The sequence below is a fragment of the Enterococcus sp. LJL51 genome, assembly GCF_054871795.1.
In genome coordinates this window covers 45,131-62,453 of record NZ_JBTXLW010000013.1, presented here as the reverse complement: position 1 = coordinate 62,453, position 17,323 = coordinate 45,131, and the positions used below count along the sequence as shown (strand labels likewise).

Annotated in this window: 16 protein-coding genes; 5 read left to right on the top strand and 11 right to left on the bottom strand. The window is 40.7% G+C overall.

The annotated features are described in order from the left end of the window. Positions 1-10: 10 nt before the first annotated feature. On the bottom strand, positions 11-1,117 hold the full coding sequence (locus ACYSNQ_RS12385; RefSeq protein ID WP_426083799.1) for an iron-containing alcohol dehydrogenase family protein: 1,107 nt from the start codon (positions 1,115-1,117) through the stop codon (positions 11-13). 21 nt (positions 1,118-1,138) lie between these two features. After that, positions 1,139-2,137, bottom strand: a complete 999-nt coding sequence (locus ACYSNQ_RS12380; protein ID WP_426083797.1) for a D-isomer specific 2-hydroxyacid dehydrogenase family protein — start codon at positions 2,135-2,137, stop codon at positions 1,139-1,141. Between the two features lie 1,186 nt (positions 2,138-3,323). Between ACYSNQ_RS12380 and ACYSNQ_RS12375 the strand changes: the two genes are divergently transcribed. Then, the gene (locus ACYSNQ_RS12375; protein WP_426083795.1) at positions 3,324-4,214 is read left to right on the top strand and encodes a MurR/RpiR family transcriptional regulator; all 891 of its coding nucleotides are present in this window, start codon (positions 3,324-3,326) and stop codon (positions 4,212-4,214) included. Between the two features lie 667 nt (positions 4,215-4,881). On the opposite strand, the gene ACYSNQ_RS12370 is transcribed toward ACYSNQ_RS12375, so the two are convergent. From ACYSNQ_RS12370 to ACYSNQ_RS12360, 3 genes are all read right to left on the bottom strand, one after another. Then, complete coding sequence (locus ACYSNQ_RS12370) at positions 4,882-6,174, bottom strand: hypothetical protein (protein WP_426083793.1); 1,293 nt, start codon at positions 6,172-6,174, stop codon at positions 4,882-4,884. Positions 6,175-6,375: 201 nt separating this feature from the next. Then, on the bottom strand, positions 6,376-8,994 hold the full coding sequence (locus ACYSNQ_RS12365; RefSeq protein WP_426083791.1) for a cation-translocating P-type ATPase: 2,619 nt from the start codon (positions 8,992-8,994) through the stop codon (positions 6,376-6,378). A 388-nt stretch (positions 8,995-9,382) separates the two neighbouring features. After that, a complete protein-coding gene (locus ACYSNQ_RS12360; RefSeq protein WP_426083789.1) occupies positions 9,383-10,153 on the bottom strand; it encodes a hypothetical protein in 771 nt (256 codons plus the stop codon). 335 nt (positions 10,154-10,488) lie between these two features. Between ACYSNQ_RS12360 and ACYSNQ_RS12355 the strand changes: the two genes are divergently transcribed. Further along, positions 10,489-11,283, top strand: coding sequence for a hypothetical protein (locus tag ACYSNQ_RS12355; RefSeq protein ID WP_426083787.1), 795 nt, complete (start codon positions 10,489-10,491; stop codon positions 11,281-11,283). A 69-nt stretch (positions 11,284-11,352) separates the two neighbouring features. Here ACYSNQ_RS12355 and ACYSNQ_RS12350 read toward each other — a convergent pair whose 3' ends face one another. The 6 genes from ACYSNQ_RS12350 to ACYSNQ_RS12325 all read right to left on the bottom strand — a co-directional run bounded on the left by ACYSNQ_RS12350 (position 11,353) and on the right by ACYSNQ_RS12325 (position 15,130). Further along, positions 11,353-11,874 carry a histidine phosphatase family protein gene (locus ACYSNQ_RS12350; RefSeq protein WP_426083785.1) on the bottom strand — a complete coding sequence of 174 codons (522 nt, stop codon included), beginning with the start codon at positions 11,872-11,874 and terminating at the stop codon, positions 11,353-11,355. Between the two features lie 128 nt (positions 11,875-12,002). Beyond that, positions 12,003-12,329 carry a zf-HC2 domain-containing protein gene (locus ACYSNQ_RS12345; protein ID WP_426083783.1) on the bottom strand — a complete coding sequence of 109 codons (327 nt, stop codon included), beginning with the start codon at positions 12,327-12,329 and terminating at the stop codon, positions 12,003-12,005. After that, on the bottom strand, positions 12,326-12,811 hold the full coding sequence (locus tag ACYSNQ_RS12340) for an RNA polymerase sigma factor (RefSeq protein WP_426083781.1): 486 nt from the start codon (positions 12,809-12,811) through the stop codon (positions 12,326-12,328). The genes ACYSNQ_RS12345 and ACYSNQ_RS12340 overlap by 4 nt, the downstream gene beginning before the upstream one ends. A gap of 95 nt (positions 12,812-12,906) precedes the next feature. After that, positions 12,907-13,638: an ABC transporter permease gene (locus tag ACYSNQ_RS12335; protein ID WP_426083779.1), complete on the bottom strand. Its 732-nt coding sequence runs from the start codon at positions 13,636-13,638 to the stop codon at positions 12,907-12,909. Further along, the gene (locus tag ACYSNQ_RS12330; RefSeq protein ID WP_426083777.1) at positions 13,638-14,414 is read right to left on the bottom strand and encodes an ABC transporter permease; all 777 of its coding nucleotides are present in this window, start codon (positions 14,412-14,414) and stop codon (positions 13,638-13,640) included. The genes ACYSNQ_RS12335 and ACYSNQ_RS12330 overlap by 1 nt, the downstream gene beginning before the upstream one ends. Then, positions 14,411-15,130, bottom strand: a complete 720-nt coding sequence (locus tag ACYSNQ_RS12325) for an ABC transporter ATP-binding protein (protein ID WP_426083775.1) — start codon at positions 15,128-15,130, stop codon at positions 14,411-14,413. Before ACYSNQ_RS12325 ends, ACYSNQ_RS12330 begins: the two co-directional genes overlap by 4 nt. A gap of 213 nt (positions 15,131-15,343) precedes the next feature. Between ACYSNQ_RS12325 and ACYSNQ_RS12320 the strand changes: the two genes are divergently transcribed. The 3 genes from ACYSNQ_RS12320 to ACYSNQ_RS12310 are packed head-to-tail and all read left to right on the top strand — an operon-like array spanning position 15,344 to position 17,310. Continuing rightward, entirely contained in the window at positions 15,344-15,655 is a 312-nt protein-coding gene (locus ACYSNQ_RS12320; RefSeq protein ID WP_426083773.1) for a TIGR04197 family type VII secretion effector, read from the top strand. 1 nt (position 15,656) lies between these two features. Beyond that, positions 15,657-16,019, top strand: coding sequence for a hypothetical protein (locus ACYSNQ_RS12315; RefSeq protein ID WP_426083771.1), 363 nt, complete (start codon positions 15,657-15,659; stop codon positions 16,017-16,019). Continuing rightward, positions 16,009-17,310 (top strand): T7SS effector LXG polymorphic toxin, encoded by a 1,302-nt coding sequence (locus ACYSNQ_RS12310; RefSeq protein WP_426083769.1) that lies wholly within the window; start codon positions 16,009-16,011, stop codon positions 17,308-17,310. Before ACYSNQ_RS12315 ends, ACYSNQ_RS12310 begins: the two co-directional genes overlap by 11 nt. The last annotated feature ends 13 nt before the right edge of the window (positions 17,311-17,323 follow it).

Here is a 17,323-nt window from a genome sequence, read left to right as displayed (position 1 = left end):
TGTCCTCCCTCTATCCCTTCCCTTTAATGTACTCTTCCAGCTGATACACTGCTGTGCGCAAGGTATCTTCAGTAATCGTTATTGGAATGAGATGAACCTTTTCTTTCGAATCAATAAATTTAATAATATCCTCAATCACTGCCTCATCCTCAGGATAAATGCCCATCTGATGTAACGACATCGGCAGCTTCAGCTCCTGATAAAACGGCAGCAGCTGATCAATCATTGCCCATTTCTCTTCAAGCGCCAGCTGATAAAAAATCCCATAAGCAACTTTTTCACCATGAAGATACTGATGACTTTCGGGAATATACTTACTCATCCCGTCATGCATCGCATGTGCTGCAGCATTTCGGGCATATTTATCCCCTAATCCGCCGACCATTCCCGCAACAGCGAAGACAATTTCCGATAACCGAACAAAACAGTCAGACAATTTGCCGTTTTTCATATCTTCGATCGCCTGAGCAGAATCCTTAGTAATTGCCTCTTTACAAAGCTTGGATGTAAAGCCAGCCAGCTGTAAAAATGGTTCATTTATCAGGTCTTTCTGCTGCAATATTGCATCAGATTCATACCATTTGGCCAACGTATCAGCTAAACCGGCAACAAAATAATCGACTGGTGCATCAATGATTAAACTTGGATCAGTTATCAAAAAAGCAGCCTGTCTTAAAAAATGCTCCGTCTTTCCTTCTGCTTCCCCAGTTTCCTTATACATCACCGAAAGCGGTGTCCATGGTGCGCAGTTACTAGCCAATGTAGGAATAACCCCAAAATTCACGTTCAGAACATGTGCTGCATAGCCAACTAAATCAGTCAGTTTTCCACCGCCAACACCAATAATAAAATCAACTTCCTCTTGTTTACTGAGTGCTACAATCAAATCTGCTCCATAGTAGCTGCATTCTCCAGTATATTGATGGAAAATAAATGAATAGCGTTCCTCATTCAAGAATGTCAGCTTCGGCTTAGCTTTTTCCCACGAAACAGATCCATGTACAACCAGTATTTTTTTAGCATGGTATTCCTCCAGCAGCAGCGATACACGATTAATTGCGCCCACATGATACTGGTAGAACTGCGGTCCGATTTTCACTTTCAAATCATCCAGCATACAGCTTTCCCCCTGTTTTCTCTATGCTATATAGCTGCTGTAAGCCTGAACGGCTCTTTCCGGCAGCTTACCGGCAGCAACATCTTCCACATCACGAACGCATTTCTTGCCCATTTCCTCTAAGCATTCCATTGTATAAGCAGAGGTATGAGGGGTCATCACAACATTGCTCATTGAAAGATACGGATGATCCTTACGTCCTGGCTCTTCCTCGAGTACATCTGTCGCAAAACCAGCAATCTTCCCTGATTTTAATCCGCTTACAATTGCTTCTTCGCTCACTAAAGCTCCCCGAGCACTATTGGAGATATACACATTGTCCTTCATCTTAGCAATTTCTTTTTCAGAAATCATATGATAGTTTTCATCAGTCAGGTTTGCACACAGACAAATGACATCTGAGGATTCCAACAGTTCATCCAGCTCGACTTTTCGGGCACCAAAGCTTTGAATATGCATCTCCGATTTATATGGATCATAAGCCAATACCTCGCAGCGAAAACCATTGCGGACAATTTCCACTACTCCACTGCCGGTATTACCCACGCCGATAACGCCCACAGTTTTGTTAAACAGTGTCCGTCCAACAAAATCGGCTCTGGCCTCCCAGTCGTCCTCCTTCACGCTCTGGTGTGCTTCAACTGTTCGACGTAGAATTGTCATCAAATTGGTTACATTGTTCTCTGAAACAGCATCACGTTCAACAAGAGCTGGAATAATAGTTACAATCGTATTATGCTTTTCGGCTGCTTCCACATCAATGTTATTGTAGCCAATGCCGTGCCGTGAAATTAAAATAAGTTCATCCTTATGGTCAAAAAACTCCTGAGTAAAAAACGGCGTGACACTTGCAATAATAATATTATAGCCTTGAAGCTTTTCAGCTAATTCCCGCCCATTGATTTCACCATCCACAGTGAAATGGGCAACAAGACCAATTTTTTCCAAACGTTCCATATGCTCTGGAAACACCTTACCAAAACTACTGGAGTTAACAATTGCAATTTTGAATTTCGACATACCTTCGCTCTCCTTTAACTGCTCTTTTTAGAATGTGTCCAATGAAGTTCATATCTGAATGAAGCTGCAGCCTTTATTCGAGAAAGTATCTGGACTCGTTGTATTTATACTTGATGGAAATGATTGTCGGAATCTAAATCTGTTGCTTTGAAACAACTCCTATAGAGGAGCTAATCTGCCTCCTTTCTGTAGTGAAAAAGCTGTTACCAGTTCCCGTCCATTCCACCAGCTGGACAACACCTCACATGTAGAAATCTGATGAACCAATTCACTCTAAATAGTCTATTTTATTAAAATTTAAATCTCTCAACACGTTTTACTTTTTCTCCCTCCGACACCCACATCTTACTTGATAAAAAATAATATGTAAAGGTTTCCAATTAATAAAAAATATTTTTTATTATAAGACCAAAATCCAATAATAACAACATATGTAAGCGCAATCATTCATTTTTTTCAGAACAAAGTAAATTGGCAGAAGTAAATTCCTGCATTCTTTTATTTATCAAATCATCTCATTACGAAAAAGCAAATAACCAAACAATTCTATTCAATTTATAAAAACAAAGTTAATGTTTTTTTATTTTAGACAACCATCAATTTATCCTTTAATCTAAAAGAAAATACTAACTATGCAATTGATTTTTCTTTTTTTAACGTTATATTATTCTCGTAGCACTTAACATTTCGTAGAAAAACAACAAAATTCAATCCTTTTTTCTCTTTTTCAAGTTCTCCATTATGAATTATTTAAGTGCATTTTCTTTATCAGCTATTCAGCTCATTTTCCACTAAAAAACAATGAAAATTCTTTTTCTAAAATCCTCAAAAAATAAAAATTATTTTTTTAATTTCAGCCATTTTCTACGTTTCATACTGTAATTGGCCTATTCCAAATAATGCTCATAACTAAATTCTTCCCTACTTTTAACTGAAATATTTCATAAAAAACTGTAAAGGCTTTACAGAGCCTTCCTGAATTTAGTAAACTTGTAGTAATTTAAATCTCCGACAAATAATAATAAACACACTCACATACACAGATAGCTTCTGTTCCTATTATTCCAATGACTGGAACAATCTTTCATTTACGTTTATTGATTTCTCACTCCCATGGATCGTCGCATCCGTTTGTTTCATTATGTACCGACTCGAAGAGCGGCGCGAGTCTAGAATGGAGGAAACCATGAAGAATCACTATTTAGATCAGCGAATACGACTTAAAGGGGGAGCGCTGAGTGAAACAGAACAAAAAATCGCCGACCACTTTACTCATGAAGACGAGGTCTTGTCTAGAAAAACATTAGAAGAACTGGCAAATGAGATTGGTGTATCTCAATCATCTATTTATCAGTTCGTAAAAAAAATCGGCTATGGAGGATTTCAGGATTTCAAAATTGACGTTGCCCGCAACTCAAATTATCAACCAGGATTCCAAAATGTTAATCACATGACTGGTGCAGATGATATCCATCCCGACGACTCAAGCATCGATATTGCCAAAAAGGTTTTACAAGCAAATATCTATTCCTTAAGCAATTCCATTCATTTTCTTACGGAGGAGCTGCTTAATGAGGCTCTTGCCTTGATTTACTCTGCTAAAACCTTGCATTTTTTCGGTTTGGGCGGCTCCACGATAGTTGCTTTTGACAGCTTCCATAAGTTCATCCGAACCAAGTACCGCTGCAACTATATCTTCGATTATCACATGCAGCTGGGGTTCGCTACTAAGCTGACCAGCGATGACTGCGTCTTCATCTTTTCTCACTCTGGTCAGACAAAAGAGTCTATCAATTTGGCAAGACAGGTTAAAAAGACGCCTGCAAAGATTATTGCCTTGACTGGCAACAGCGGCTCCGAACTAGTCAACTTAGCAGACAAAGCAATTATTGTACTGACTGAGGAGACCGTCTTCCGGACAGAATCATTGGCATCCAGAATTAGCTATTTAACCGTCATGGATATTTTATATACGAATGTTATGCACCATAACTATGATCAGAATGTGGAATCTATAAAGAAGATTCGGGACAATATCAGTACAACAAAAACAAATCCATACAATTTTACTTTGTAGCATTGGCTATGAGGATGGGACAGAAGCGTTTAGTTCCGAGAACCAAATAGGTACTGTTTAACATCAGCTCGTTCCTCACTGTGTTTCTCAGCAATAAGAAGAAATTCACGGAAATGTCAGGAAACACGAATGTGAGTCAGTCGATGTTGACTGATTCCTACCAGGTGTTCTTCAAATTTTTGTGAATTTCGGCTTGTTTCCGAAGGTTTTGCTCCTGCGGTTACTCGTCGCAGTTCAGTGCTTTGTGCGTGCTCCTGCGATTACTCGGCGCAGTTCAGTGCTGTGTGAGTGCTCCTGCGATTACTCGGCGCAGTTCAGTGCTTGGCGCGTGCTCCTGCGGTTACTCGGCGCAGTTCAGTGCTTTGTGCGTGCTCCTGCGGTTACTCGGCGCAGTTCAGTGCTTGGCGCGTGCTCCTGTGATTACTCGGCGCAGTTCAGTGCTTGGCGCGTGCTCCTGCGGTTACTCGGCGCAGTTCAATGCTTGGCGCGTGCTCCTGCGGTTACTCGGCGCAGTTCAATGCTGGTTATGTGCTACTGCGCCCACCGTTTATCCTACTCACGCTGCAATTAATCATTTTCTTGCAGATGTTCATTTCTGCAAAAATAAGTGGGAGGACGACCAAAAAATTGGCCGTCCTACCACTTATTTTTAGTTTAGCTGATTCGTTTATTGCGTACCTAGCTTCCCGTATAGTTCAGCCAAGGTTGCTGATTTTGTCAACATGTTTGTGTACATCGTCATGCCGTCCGCATCTGATATTGTACCGCCAGCGTCATTGATCTCTTTTCCTAATTCTGCATATTCCGCCATCAGCTTGGTATAGTCTGTTAGAAAGGTCAAGCTTGCTGTATCGTTATACGTGCTTGGATTATCTACATAGCCCTGTGCTTTCGTAATCATTTCGTCATACTTCGCATCTATTCTCTTTATCGCAGCGACAACTCCGCTATTATCTGCAGTGGTGCTGTCATTATTTTGCTCTGCTGCTGCACTAGGCGTACTGCTTTCTGTAGTAGCATCTTCTGCTGGTGCGGTGCCGCCAGCTCTCAAAGCCATTACTTGTTTACGATACTCGATAATAAACTCTTCCAAATCACTTTCCGTGATTCCTAAATCTTTTAATGTTCCTAAATACGCATCTAAGGCTTCATCACTGCCTTCATGCTGCGCATTATAATAAAGTCTGTTATCAATTACAGATTCGTCTAAATTTGTATAGTTTATCTCATAAAGACCTTTTTCTGTCGCTGTTAGTTTCAGTCGAATTCCTTCTTCTCGTTTTGTTAAGTCCAAAAATAAGTATTTATCATTAGGAATAGTATAAAACACATAATTATTTTTTTGGAATGCAGAACCAACTTTATCTTTTAAGACTGGAATTTCCCCAACAAATCTTTTCGGAGCTGCTTCGGGATTGTTTTCCATGCCAAAATTTTGAACAAATTCTACAAAGGTCGGCAGTGTCATCCCTAATGAACGAACCTTATCCACATAAGACTCTATCGCGTTCATATCATCTTCCGAGCTAATGCTCATAAATGAATGCTCATACGTGCCATTATAATAAACTTTTCTATCTTTAAAACCCTGTTCCTGATTGGAATATTCGATATCCAACAATTGCCCATAAACGTTTATTATTCCAGTAATTACAGTTCTGTCTTCTAAGTTTTCTAAGACAATTGCTGTATATTCATCAGTTGCAGGCGTTCCAATTTTAACAGTATAGCCCGCTTCCTTCAAAATAGTCTCTGCGCTTTCATCTTTTATCTCATATTTTGATTCATCGATGATACTTTCTCTTTTATCCTCTTCTGTTTCTTCTGTTGTCTCTTTTGTTTCTGTTTGTTCAACCGATTCTTTACTTTCCTTCGTCGTTTTCGCACCCTTGCTGCCCCCACAGCCAGTGATTAGAAATAACGACAATACTGCAACAATAACACCAAACCTTTTTTTCATTTTTTTCTCCTTTACTATTTATTTTTTACCTCTCTAGTATAACAAAGCTTTCGTCTTCTGAGAACCTCCTTCCGCCCAAAAATTGGTCAGCTATCTCCTGTCGCTGCAGCGTAAAAGCAGCTGTTTATCAGCTATACAGAAGCCAATCTATAGCTTATAAGTAGAGCTTCAAACCAGAATACTGAAGTTTAAGACAAATAGTTATAGTGTTTCTAGACTTCGCTCATATCTACTACGCCCTAATTTCTTTACCTCTACGTACACAAGAGGCATGACGGATAAGCCCAGCACAATCAGCCATTGATAAAAATTCAACGGAGCAAAATGTAGCACACTCGCTGTCTGAGGAAGTGCTACTAATAGGATAAGCAGTAACGCCCCTGCTGCTGTCGTTCCAAGCAGCAGCTTATTCGTCAACAAGCCAATTGTAAAAATTGAATCTTTGCTTCGACAATTATACATATGAATAATCGTAGTTAGTCCCAAAACCAAAAAGGTCATGGTATTAGCTGTCAGATGGTCATCAGATATTCCAAAAATAGGATAGCGGCCGGCATAAATAGATAGCAACGTCAAAATAGTAAAAACTATGGAAATATCAATAATTTTTTTCAATAAGCCATCAGCAAAAATACTGCTGCCCTTAGAAACCGGCTGTTGTTTCATACTATTCTTTTCTGAAGGCTCCACACATAAGCTAAAACCGGGAATCCCATCCGCTACTACCTTGATAATCAGTAGCTGAATCGCCGTAACCGGCGCACCCCAGCCCAACAGCATGGAAATCAGAACAATGGTTAAGGCTGAAATATTACAGCCCAGCATCGCATAAAGCGATTTACGAATATTGCTGTAAACCCGCCGTCCTTCTTTAACAGCTTCTACAATCGTAGCAAAGTTGTCATCCAGAAGAATCATATCTGCTGCTTCCTTGGCTACTTCGGTTCCGCTGCCCATTGCAATCCCTACATCTGCGGCTTTTAGTGCCGGCGCATCATTCACACCGTCTCCAGTCATTCCGACAATTTCATTATTTCCTTGCAGCGCTTTGACAATTCGAATCTTATCTTCCGGCGAGGTTCTCGCAAATACTCGATACTCATGAATAATCTCAGCTAATTCCTGTTCTGTATAGCCTCCTAGTTCAGCTCCAGTCATTGCCTTGGTACCATCAGTTAGAATACCGACATCTGCAGCAATTTTTTTAGCAGTTAGCAAATGATCGCCTGTAATCATGATTGTTCGAATATCAGCTTTTCTGGCAACCGCTACTGCCTGATAGCTTTCTTTTCTCGGCGGATCAATAATCCCTACAAGACCAGCAAAGGTTAAATCTTTTTCTAGATACTCTGGCGTAAAGGTACTTGGAGCTACGGCAAATTCTTTATATGCCACCCCCAGCACTCGGTATGCCTGACCAGCTAGTTCATCATGATAGGCTTGAATATCTTTAGAGGCTTTCTCTGATTCTTTAGACAACGGCAGTCGGTCTACTGCTCCTTTGGTGATTGAAATATAGCGGTGAGCTATTTTATAAACGGTAGTCATTCGTTTATTTTTTGAATCGAAGGGAATTTCATGTACACGCTGATAGGTCTCCGCCAGCCGCTCCAGCTCTTTTTGTTCAAGACGCTTTTCCACTAGCTTGGCAATTGCACGCTCGGTTGGATTGCCCACAGCTTCAGGATCTCCGCTGATATTACTAGATAAATAGAAAAGAATTAATAGTTCCTTCTGTTTCTGCGTCAGCGTATTTTCGATAGCAGCAGACGCTTCTCCAAACGCCCAAAGCTTTTTAACTGTCATTTTGTTTTCAGTAATCGTGCCTGTTTTATCCGAACAAATAACTGAGACATTTCCGATTGTTTCTACAGCCGTCGGTGTTCGCACAACAGTATTATGCTTTGCCATGTTGCTGATACCGTAAGATAGAGAAATAGTAACAACTACAGGCAAAACCTCTGGAATGGCAGCTACCGACATTGATATAGCGGTCATAATCGTCACTTCTAATGGGTATCCTCTTAAAAGACCAATCAAGATAGCTAATAGCCCCGAACCAATAGCGACCAATCCCAGTACCTTGCCTAATTTTTGCATTTTTATCTGCAAAGGTGCTAATACAGCTTTTTCTTCAGAAAGTAAGCTCGATATTTTGCCGATTTCTGATTGCCGTCCAGTCGCTGTCACAACTGCTTTACCTCGGCCGTTAACAATCAAAGAGCCGGAAAACAGTCGATTTTTCTGATCTCCAATACTGTCCTTTTCTGTCGATTGATAGTGCTCGTCCTTCTCACTAGGCTCACTTTCCCCTGTTAGAAATGATTCTTCCACACTCAACTGAACACTTTCCAACAACTGAGCATCAGCAGGCACCCGGTCTCCCAAAGTTAAATCCAGAATATCACCGGGAACAATGTCTGTACTCTCTACTTCAATACTCCTGCCCTCCCGTATGACTCTGCTTTTTGGAAGATTATAACTCTTCAATTCCTCCATCGATTTTTCCGCTTTTTTCTGCTGACGGACAGACAGAAATATATTTAATAAAACAATACCGAAAATAACGATGGGCTCAGTAAAATCATCCGGATGGGCTGTAAAAGCAACATAACTGGACAAGACAGTCGCAATTAACAAAATAATTATCGTGATATCCTTCAGTGCCGCAAGCAAATATGTAAAAAAATGCTTGCTTTGCTCTTGGCTAATGGTGTTCGCTCCATACTGCAGCAGTCTTTCCTTAGCCTGCGCTTCGGTAAGTCCTAAGGTTCCGTCTGTCTCCCAGTTAGTTAATATTTTTTCTTGTTCCTTCATCATGCCTAAAACCTCCCAAACAAAAAAAGTCAGTCAGACGAACCATAAAGCCTAAGGTTCGTCTGGCTGACTTTCTACAAGCTCTGTTCCGGCGAACAAAGCTTAAGTCGTATTTTATTATGACCGTATTTTTTCACATTCCCATTTTTTTGTCAATAGCTAACTAATTGGATAGCTAATATTTTTGTAAAAAGAGCTGAAATAAAAAACACAAACCTAATAAAAAAACAGCAGTTATATTTATTTTTTTCATCAACCTAAAATAGATACCATAAAGCGATGTAAAATGCTAAATTCTTCATGATGAAACTCGAAAAATATCTTTCAAAATTTAGAATTCTCATTTGAAAAAAATAACAAAAAAATTGACATTTATAAACAATAAAAAGAATCATTCAAACTGCATTTTTTCACTATGAATTGCCCTGCGCTGCTCAAGAATTCGGTGTACCTGTTTTACAATCTCAGCCTCTCCGGCATGATATGCTTTATGAACATCGATTGAAACAGTAAGTAGGTTCTGTTCATAATCGGTACCTTTGCGGGAAACAAAAATCAGATGATGAATAGCCAGCTCGCCATTACTTGCCGGAATACGAATCCCGTGGCGATTGTATTGCGCTAAATCAGCACCGCTGATTTGACAATAGAAACGGTCACGGCAGGCAATTCTGTAAGGAACACTTGCCATATGTCTTTTAGTGAATGTCGCCTGAGAGTAATTTCGGGAACAACTGTCTTTACAAAAAGAACGGCGCCCTTTCGGCAGCTCTTTCCCACACCATTTACAACTCGCAGCATCTGCACGAAGATCACATTTACCAAAGCCTAAAGGTTCACCGAATTGTCTTTCATATTCTGCCAAACTTAGCCATGCCCGTTCAAAGCTCTGATCTTTTTGCCGAAGCTGGCTCCCCCGTCCCTTGTACCGATGTTGCTCAGGCAGCGCTTTAACCAAAGGCTCCAATACTAATTTTTCCTGTAGGGTTATTTGCTTACTTAGGCCAAGCTTCTGTAGCTTCTCACCATCAAACTCATAAAGAGTACGGCAGCGAAAACAAATACATACTTTATTTTGCTCATATTCACTTAATAGAATATCCAATTTCCGCTGACAGTTAGGACAGTAAGCCCCAATCATTTTTACTCGTTTGTATGACATATCGTGCCTCTCTTTTAGTTAAAATAGCTGATAACTTTAATAAGTTTAAACAGTTTATGTATTTGTTTTTTTATTCTCCCCAAGAATGAAGGGGATGTTTCTGAATGGATTGCTCGGCGCAATCAGTTTTATTTTCGTACGTGTACCATTCGACTAGAGGTTCCTGCACAAGTCGAACTGGCAGCTAGCTCAAATATATGGTAGTGAATTTCTTCAAAATTCAGTTCTAGCTTCGTACGCGTACCATTCGACTAGTTGTTCCTATATAAGTCGAAATGGCAATTTACATTGGTCTTTTTTCGCGTTATCCTATTATTATCATAGGAGGTGTATTTATGGCTATCGACTTGACTCGTGAGCAGCGGCAGCAGCTTTGGCAAAATTTGACTACTCTTCAGCAGGAAACCCTTCAGCAGTTTAAGAAGTATCAAATGCAGTCCTTATTCCTGACTGAAAATTTTTTGAAGGATGAAGAGTGGCTCTTTGTCGATTTTAAAGAAAATCCGCTGTATCCTCATGGAGAAGAAGGACGGCTTTTTTGTCGTTGCGGTCGTGAGCTGAAATATCAATTTCTCCTTACCTCTGAAAAAACTGGCGAAACATTAGCATTAGGCTCAACACATTTTGCTCAGCATTTAGGGATAGCACCTCACATTGCGCAACAGGTACAAGCTGGTATTCATCAGCTGGACCGAGGGGTTGATTTAATCCTGGCCAGTGTTGAAAAAGGCATTCGTTTTCCCAGACGCTACTATAATCTTTTTATTAACCGGGGATTGAAAAAGCAATGCAGCAGCAGTTTTCTAAAACGTCTGGCTGCCTTTTCAAAAGCTGATCTTCCATTGTATGAAGAGGACAATCAGAAGCTGATTGATGCCCTGAAAAAATCCGGATTTAAGCTTGAAGCGATAGGGGCACCGACAACAGCAAAGTCTTCCGGCAATGCCTTGAAAGATTTAATTCTTCTACTTCAAAACTATGAACAAGGGGAAGAAATTCCCACTGATGAACTCCTTAATCAGTTGAATATGCCACAAAAAGATTTTTCCCGTTGGTTAGGTTTATTGGAAGGTGAAAGATTTCCTGTCCAAGTGAAAAAAGTTAATACAAGCTATTACCGTATTCGCTGAAACAGGAGCTGTTACTCTCGTGTCTAGTTGGTCACTATTAGGAAATATCATCCTGTTTCAGCAGTTTTCTTAATAGTCGAATACAAGAATTTCTCCCGAACGTGCCACTCCTGTTTTGAAATCATAATTCTTAGGTTGTCCGCTAAAATAGTAATTAATTACGCGGGCATTTGCCGCATGAGTGACCACTAAGACTGTTTGCTCTCGATACTTTTCCATAATCATTGTACAAAATTCACTGTTCCTCTGCATGAAATCCTTATAATTCTCTGTTTTCTGCTTACCAGTCATTACAGCCTGCCAAAACTGCTTGAGTCTCTCACTTGTTTCCTCAGTCCCCTCAAACTCGCCACAATCAATTTCCATTAACCGTTCGTCAAATATGAGCTTATCTCCACAAATGATTTCCCCTGCTTGACGTGCCCGTTTTTGCGGACTGCAAAAGCAGCAATCGAAAGCGACATCCCTGAGCTTTTCAGCTTGTTCTCTGGCTTGAGCAACCCCCTTTTGATTTAACTCTGTTTCCGTCCGCCCATTAAATCTTTTTAGTGCATTCCACTCTGTTTCTCCTTGACGTATAAGATATAACATTTCATTCAACCTCCAGCAACATATTTCGTGCGCCATTTTTTATCTAATCATTGGCTCAACATCATTTAAGCCGAGTATCTTTGTCTTTTATATCTTTCTCAAGCTCACTAGCTGTATCAAAAAGAGCATCACTTATTCACAAAACTAACATCTACAAACAGTAAAATCAGCAGTGCCAGAACCGCTACAACAATCAATGTCACTAGACTACCTCTGATTAACGAAGCAAGCATGCCCCGCTGCCATTTTTTTGATATATCTTTTACAGCCTGCGCTTCATTCAGGTTTTCTTCCTGAAACAAAAAGGGCGTCTGTGCTTCCATCTGCTCCAGTTCTATCCGACACTGAGCACAATCCGCCAAATGCTCTTCAACTATGCTGCGGCTTTCTTCACTGCAGACATTTTCAGCATATAGCGGCAGTAAATCTCTGATTACTTCACATGATACCTTCATTTCATCGCCTCCTGCAATTGTTTTTTTGCCCGGTAAAAAATCACCCGTGCCCAGCTTTCATTTTTTCCAAATAGTGCTGCGATTTGCCCATGGGATAGCTCCCCAAACACACGCAGTGTAAAGACTTCTTTATAGGGCTCTTTTAAATGATGGAGATGATAGTGAAGCTGTTCCGAGGATTCCTTTGCGACCATGCTTTCCTGCAAAGCCGACGAAGCACCTAACACCTCAACAGCTCTTTCCAATGGCTCCGGCTGCTTTTTTCTCTGATGAGAAAAATAAGTATTTTTAGCAATCTGACACAACCAGACAGACAGCTTACAATTCCCTTTAAACTCGTCGATTTTTTTTAGCGCTTTAAAAAATGTTTCCTGGGTGATTTCCTCAGCTAGTTGTTCATCTCGGCATAAGGATAAGATAAACCGATACACATCGGCAAAATGTTCCATATACACTGTTTCAAAGTCCTTTATTTTTCTCACCTCCATCACACCTATCTTTTATTATATATAAATCCTATTGAATAAACGAGGTCCATCCGCATTCCCCTTCTTATAAATCCAATCGCAACCTTTATTTAACGGACATCTCTCACCAGCCACTGCCAGCTGGAATAAAAGCCAAAAACAAAGACCCAGAGAAATTGACAAATGACACCTGTTTCTACCTCCAGAAAAAATGGAGAAGACTCATCAAGAAATAAGTTCATAACAGCTATATCCGGTAAAAATTTTGCCCATTCAGTCATTGCCAGCAGCATTTGGCTAAAGCCTAAAAGCAGAGAAATCAGCAAAACAAAGGGCAGCATAAATGATTTAAAGGTAATTGCTAAAGCCCCAGTCAGCCAGGTAAGCAGCAAGGCACTTAGTAACACAGGGAAAAATTCCAATAAGCTGTGAAGTAGAAAAGCTGTTGAGAAAGGCAATTCATTCAGAGTAGACAGCAAGAGGACACAAATGATTCCTGATAAAAGCGATGCACCTATTCCCACCACAGAAAGAAGCAGGTACTTTGCAAGCAGAACCTTTTTTCGGGAGGGTTCTGTTAGCAAGGTGGTCCGTAAACTATGAAAGCTATACTCTTGACCGAAGAAATAAGCGGCAGATACAATCAATCCAGCCTGTCCTTGAAATAACACCTGCCTGCTTTGGACCATGAGCTCTGATGCTGACCAGCTGTCCTCTGCTGTCAAACTGCTGTTCTTAAAAAGCAGAATTACGGCAGGCAGGCTCAACGTCAACAATAGACCAAATAAACACCAGTGAGCAGAGGAAAATTTTGTCCATTCACTTTTTATAATAGGGCCCATCAGTAACGCCCTCCAATTTCTTGTCTAGACAAAGAACGAAAGCCACTAGGGAACAGGAGTAAAATCCACAGCAGCAACGTAACGGTCCCCATTAAAGGGCTATGTGCCATCATTCCAGTTGGTGTGGAATAGATTGCATAGCTTGCGGCAACCGGTAAATATTTCCCAAAGTTCCAGTAATGCAGCAGGACAACTCCCAGACCTACAACCTGAGGAATCAGCAGTAATAAAGGCGCTGCCACATTTTTAAATAACAGACCTAAAAGAAAAGCCAGAAAAGCGAGTAGCGTCCATGCCAATACGCCGTAAAGAATGAATTGCCAGCTAATACTACTTAACAGTACGGGGTGCAAACCTTCGTTCCCTAGAAAAAAATGGGTGATAGAGACGGTTGTAAAAATTGCACAAAAAGAGATACCTGTTGCAACAAACAGAAAGGCAGCCAGCTTGTACAAAGTCAGTAGCCGGCGATTGCCCTGATACAGAAAAGCGGTCCGCAGTTCATGATGCTTAAAATTTTCCGCTCCGCTGACAGCGCCAAAAACAAGTAAAACAATGATGCCATAGGCCAATGCGTCAAAGCCATAGTATTCAACAGTAGGCATCACTGAAGCTAATTCAGGATTCGTCTCAGGTGTGTCATGTCTGCCAAGTGCTATTATGTTTCCAGCATCAATTTTTGCCAGCAGCAGCTGCATAGCCAGCAAAAAGAAAAATGCTCTTTTACAGCTTCTACTAGTTACGATTCGGTAAATTTCTGTTTTTAATCCCCTCATTCTGTTTCCTCCTGCTCCGTTAGCGAGAAAAAGATTTCTTCTAGTGATTTCTCTTCTTGTCTCATTGCGGTCAGTTCCCACGAAGCTGCAAGCTCTCCCTGATGAATAATCACTGCCTTATCTGCTAGCTCCTCCACCTCTGACAAAATGTGCGAAGAAAGTAAAATGGTCTTTCCTTCTTTAGCCAGTCTTCGAAGCAGCTTTCTCAGCCAGCGAATACCGCTTGGATCCAGCCCATTCAGCGGCTCATCCAGCACCAAGTATTGCGGGTCGCCCAGCAGAGCAGCTGCCAAGCCTAGCCGCTGTCCCTCTCCCAAAGATAAAGTCTCCAGTCTTGCCTGCTTTTTGTCAGACAAACCAACCTGCTTCAGTACCTCTGCTATTTTCTCTTTTGGAATACTGTTGCTTTGGGCAATGATTTTTAGATGAGTTCTCACCTTACGAGAAGGAATACCCCCGATACCGTCAAAAACTGCCCCTACCGTTTTTAGCGGCATAGTCATTTCAGCATATTTTCTACCTGAAAACGTTGCGGATCCTGACTGCTGACGATCCAGTCCCAGCAAGATTCGTAATGTTGAACTTTTTCCAGCGCCATTTTCACCAAGAAACGCAGTGATTTTTCCAGCTTCCGCAGTAAACGAAATGTTTTTTAGTATTTTTCTTGCTTTATGACTCTTACAGATACAATTTATTTCAATATCTTTTTTTGTCATTTTTTTACCTCCTTTTTATGTCCACATCACTATGACGCAGTAAGAGGCAAAACGTTTCAAAAAATGACAAAATTTCTTTTATTTTCTTTTTAATGGTCAAAGAGATTATCTAAAATATCCGATTTTCCCTAAAAATCTGATAATATTCACTACTTTACCTATGATAAACTAAAATAATAATACGAAATATTTTATCATTAAGGAGTGAGCAAAATGAGTCAAATGACGAATAATTTAGGTGTTGCGGGAGCTGTTTCTCAACAGATGAGCCAGGCGGCCAGTGCGCTGAACAGTACCTCATCGCCTGGGGCACTGGCAAGTAAAACCATGATTGCAGGCAATCGGCAGGCCCAGCAAACAATCCAACTGTCTTCCAGCATCGGTCAACGGGTGTCTAATGGCTTAGCCAGAGACGGCAACAGCATTCATTCTGTCTCTCAGGAATTTGCGGCCATCGATCAGCAGCAAAGCAAAGGCTTTGATGGTTTGAGCATTCTGCCTGGTCCAAGAAAAGGCAGGTTCTAAAATGGCACAAACAGAAGAAAACATTGCCCAACAGCTAACCATCGTTACCCAAACACAGGCAGACATACGAAAGAAGCAATGGCGGCTGGAAGAGCTGGAACAAGATTATCGCCGGCTAGCTACCCATCAGGAAACCTTTCTGTTGGATGTTCTCTACAGCCATACCGAACAGACCCAACAGTTTTTCTCAGAGCTGGAGGATGACCTGTTTCAGTCTCATCGAGCCAATCTATTGACCATCGAAACAGATAGCGAAACGCTGCAGCAGACTGTCAAGGACTTAGCCAAGCAAGAAGAAGACCTGTTAGCGGCAAGGCGACAGCTATTTATAGGAGAAAAAAGGGAGGATGAACATGGGACTTAGTTTTTTTGTGGGAGAAATTGAAGCACAGACCAATGAAGCGATTCAGATAGCCAACGAACACCGACAAAACGCCGGTATCCTCAAGGATGCCATTAACGCCTATCTTCGGGCGCCATTATCTGGAAAAACCTATGACTCTGCCCGCAATTATTTTGGGGCAGTTTATCCGCCTATCGCCAGCGGGATGATTTTAGTGGCCGAATCAATGATTGAGGCTCATACTAAGTTTCCTGCGAAGTTTCAGGAAATAGTCGGCGGCGGAGATATCGAGGAAGACCGGCTAAGAGAACAGATTCAAGAAGGACAAAATATTTTGAGAGCCTACGCTGATGTCCTGAACAAAGAAGAAAAGCAGAATATACGGATGGAGCGAGCCTACATGCGGATGCAGGAAGGCATTGCCGTCCTGGAGGAACGTCTCCAGAAGCTCTATGAGTTCAACAGTGTCTCTGCCGATATCTTTAACGAGGCACTCACCAATATAGAAAACCTAAACCGAGGCGTAGACGCTTTAGAAAAAGGCGGTGCTTGGCATGCGGCTTCTGGTACGTTTGATATCACCAAGCTGGATATGACCTGGGTCAAGCCAATTCAGGAGAAGTGGCAGGAACGGGAGCAGAATTATGAAAAAAAAGCTCAGTTAGAAGTAAGAATAGGTAAAAATGCATTGGGCGGTACAACGTATGAAGTTTACAACAATGGAATTTATGATGAAAAATTAACTAAAATTTATAATGACTCAGCAAAAAAACAAGCGCTGAATTTATTACGAGAAAAAATTGATAATGATAAATTATACCAGTTTTTCTTATTAATTGGTAAAACCTTCACAATGGGAGGAAAAGCTTTTACTATTAAAGATGTAATCGGAATGTTAGGAAACCAATTATTTGTTTTATTTGATGGTAATAACTTTGGTTCAATTTCACTTTCCAATGGTTTATCATTAGAAAGTATAGAAGCTGTCACTTCAATTGCTACAGGAATTGGTTTAGGCACTATTATAGCTATTAACCAAGACACTGGGTTACTTGAAATAGAGATTAGTTATATATCGGTGAATCAAATAAATGAACAAATAAAATTGGGTAAATCTCCTAATGGTATCAAACGTGTTGACAAAGGTTTTAGCGATGTTGAAGACGCACAAGATCATATTCACTTTGATGATTCTAGATGGACTTTAAATAAGGATGGGTCATGGGGGCATAACTCCAGTGGACAGCCACCTCAGATAACAAAAAAAATATTGAAATGGTTACAAAAAATTGGTTGGGGAATTCCTAAATAACTTATAAAGCGAG

Bases quoted from the DNA above. Each gene is read 5' to 3' on its own strand.
- ACYSNQ_RS12385 (WP_426083799.1), bottom strand. From the start codon at position 1,117: ATGCTGGATGATTTGAAAGTGAAAATCGGACCGCAGTTCTACCAGTAT.
- ACYSNQ_RS12380 (WP_426083797.1), bottom strand. From the start codon at position 2,137: ATGTCGAAATTCAAAATTGCAATTGTTAACTCCAGTAGTTTTGGTAAG.
- ACYSNQ_RS12375 (WP_426083795.1), top strand. From the start codon at position 3,324: ATGAAGAATCACTATTTAGATCAGCGAATACGACTTAAAGGGGGAGCG.
- ACYSNQ_RS12370 (WP_426083793.1), bottom strand. From the start codon at position 6,174: ATGAAAAAAAGGTTTGGTGTTATTGTTGCAGTATTGTCGTTATTTCTA.
- ACYSNQ_RS12365 (WP_426083791.1), bottom strand. From the start codon at position 8,994: ATGATGAAGGAACAAGAAAAAATATTAACTAACTGGGAGACAGACGGA.
- ACYSNQ_RS12360 (WP_426083789.1), bottom strand. From the start codon at position 10,153: ATGTCATACAAACGAGTAAAAATGATTGGGGCTTACTGTCCTAACTGT.
- ACYSNQ_RS12355 (WP_426083787.1), top strand. From the start codon at position 10,489: ATGGCTATCGACTTGACTCGTGAGCAGCGGCAGCAGCTTTGGCAAAAT.
- ACYSNQ_RS12350 (WP_426083785.1), bottom strand. From the start codon at position 11,874: ATGTTATATCTTATACGTCAAGGAGAAACAGAGTGGAATGCACTAAAA.
- ACYSNQ_RS12345 (WP_426083783.1), bottom strand. From the start codon at position 12,329: ATGAAGGTATCATGTGAAGTAATCAGAGATTTACTGCCGCTATATGCT.
- ACYSNQ_RS12335 (WP_426083779.1), bottom strand. From the start codon at position 13,638: ATGGGCCCTATTATAAAAAGTGAATGGACAAAATTTTCCTCTGCTCAC.
- ACYSNQ_RS12330 (WP_426083777.1), bottom strand. From the start codon at position 14,414: ATGAGGGGATTAAAAACAGAAATTTACCGAATCGTAACTAGTAGAAGC.
- ACYSNQ_RS12325 (WP_426083775.1), bottom strand. From the start codon at position 15,130: ATGACAAAAAAAGATATTGAAATAAATTGTATCTGTAAGAGTCATAAA.
- ACYSNQ_RS12320 (WP_426083773.1), top strand. From the start codon at position 15,344: ATGAGTCAAATGACGAATAATTTAGGTGTTGCGGGAGCTGTTTCTCAA.
- ACYSNQ_RS12315 (WP_426083771.1), top strand. From the start codon at position 15,657: ATGGCACAAACAGAAGAAAACATTGCCCAACAGCTAACCATCGTTACC.
- ACYSNQ_RS12310 (WP_426083769.1), top strand. From the start codon at position 16,009: ATGGGACTTAGTTTTTTTGTGGGAGAAATTGAAGCACAGACCAATGAA.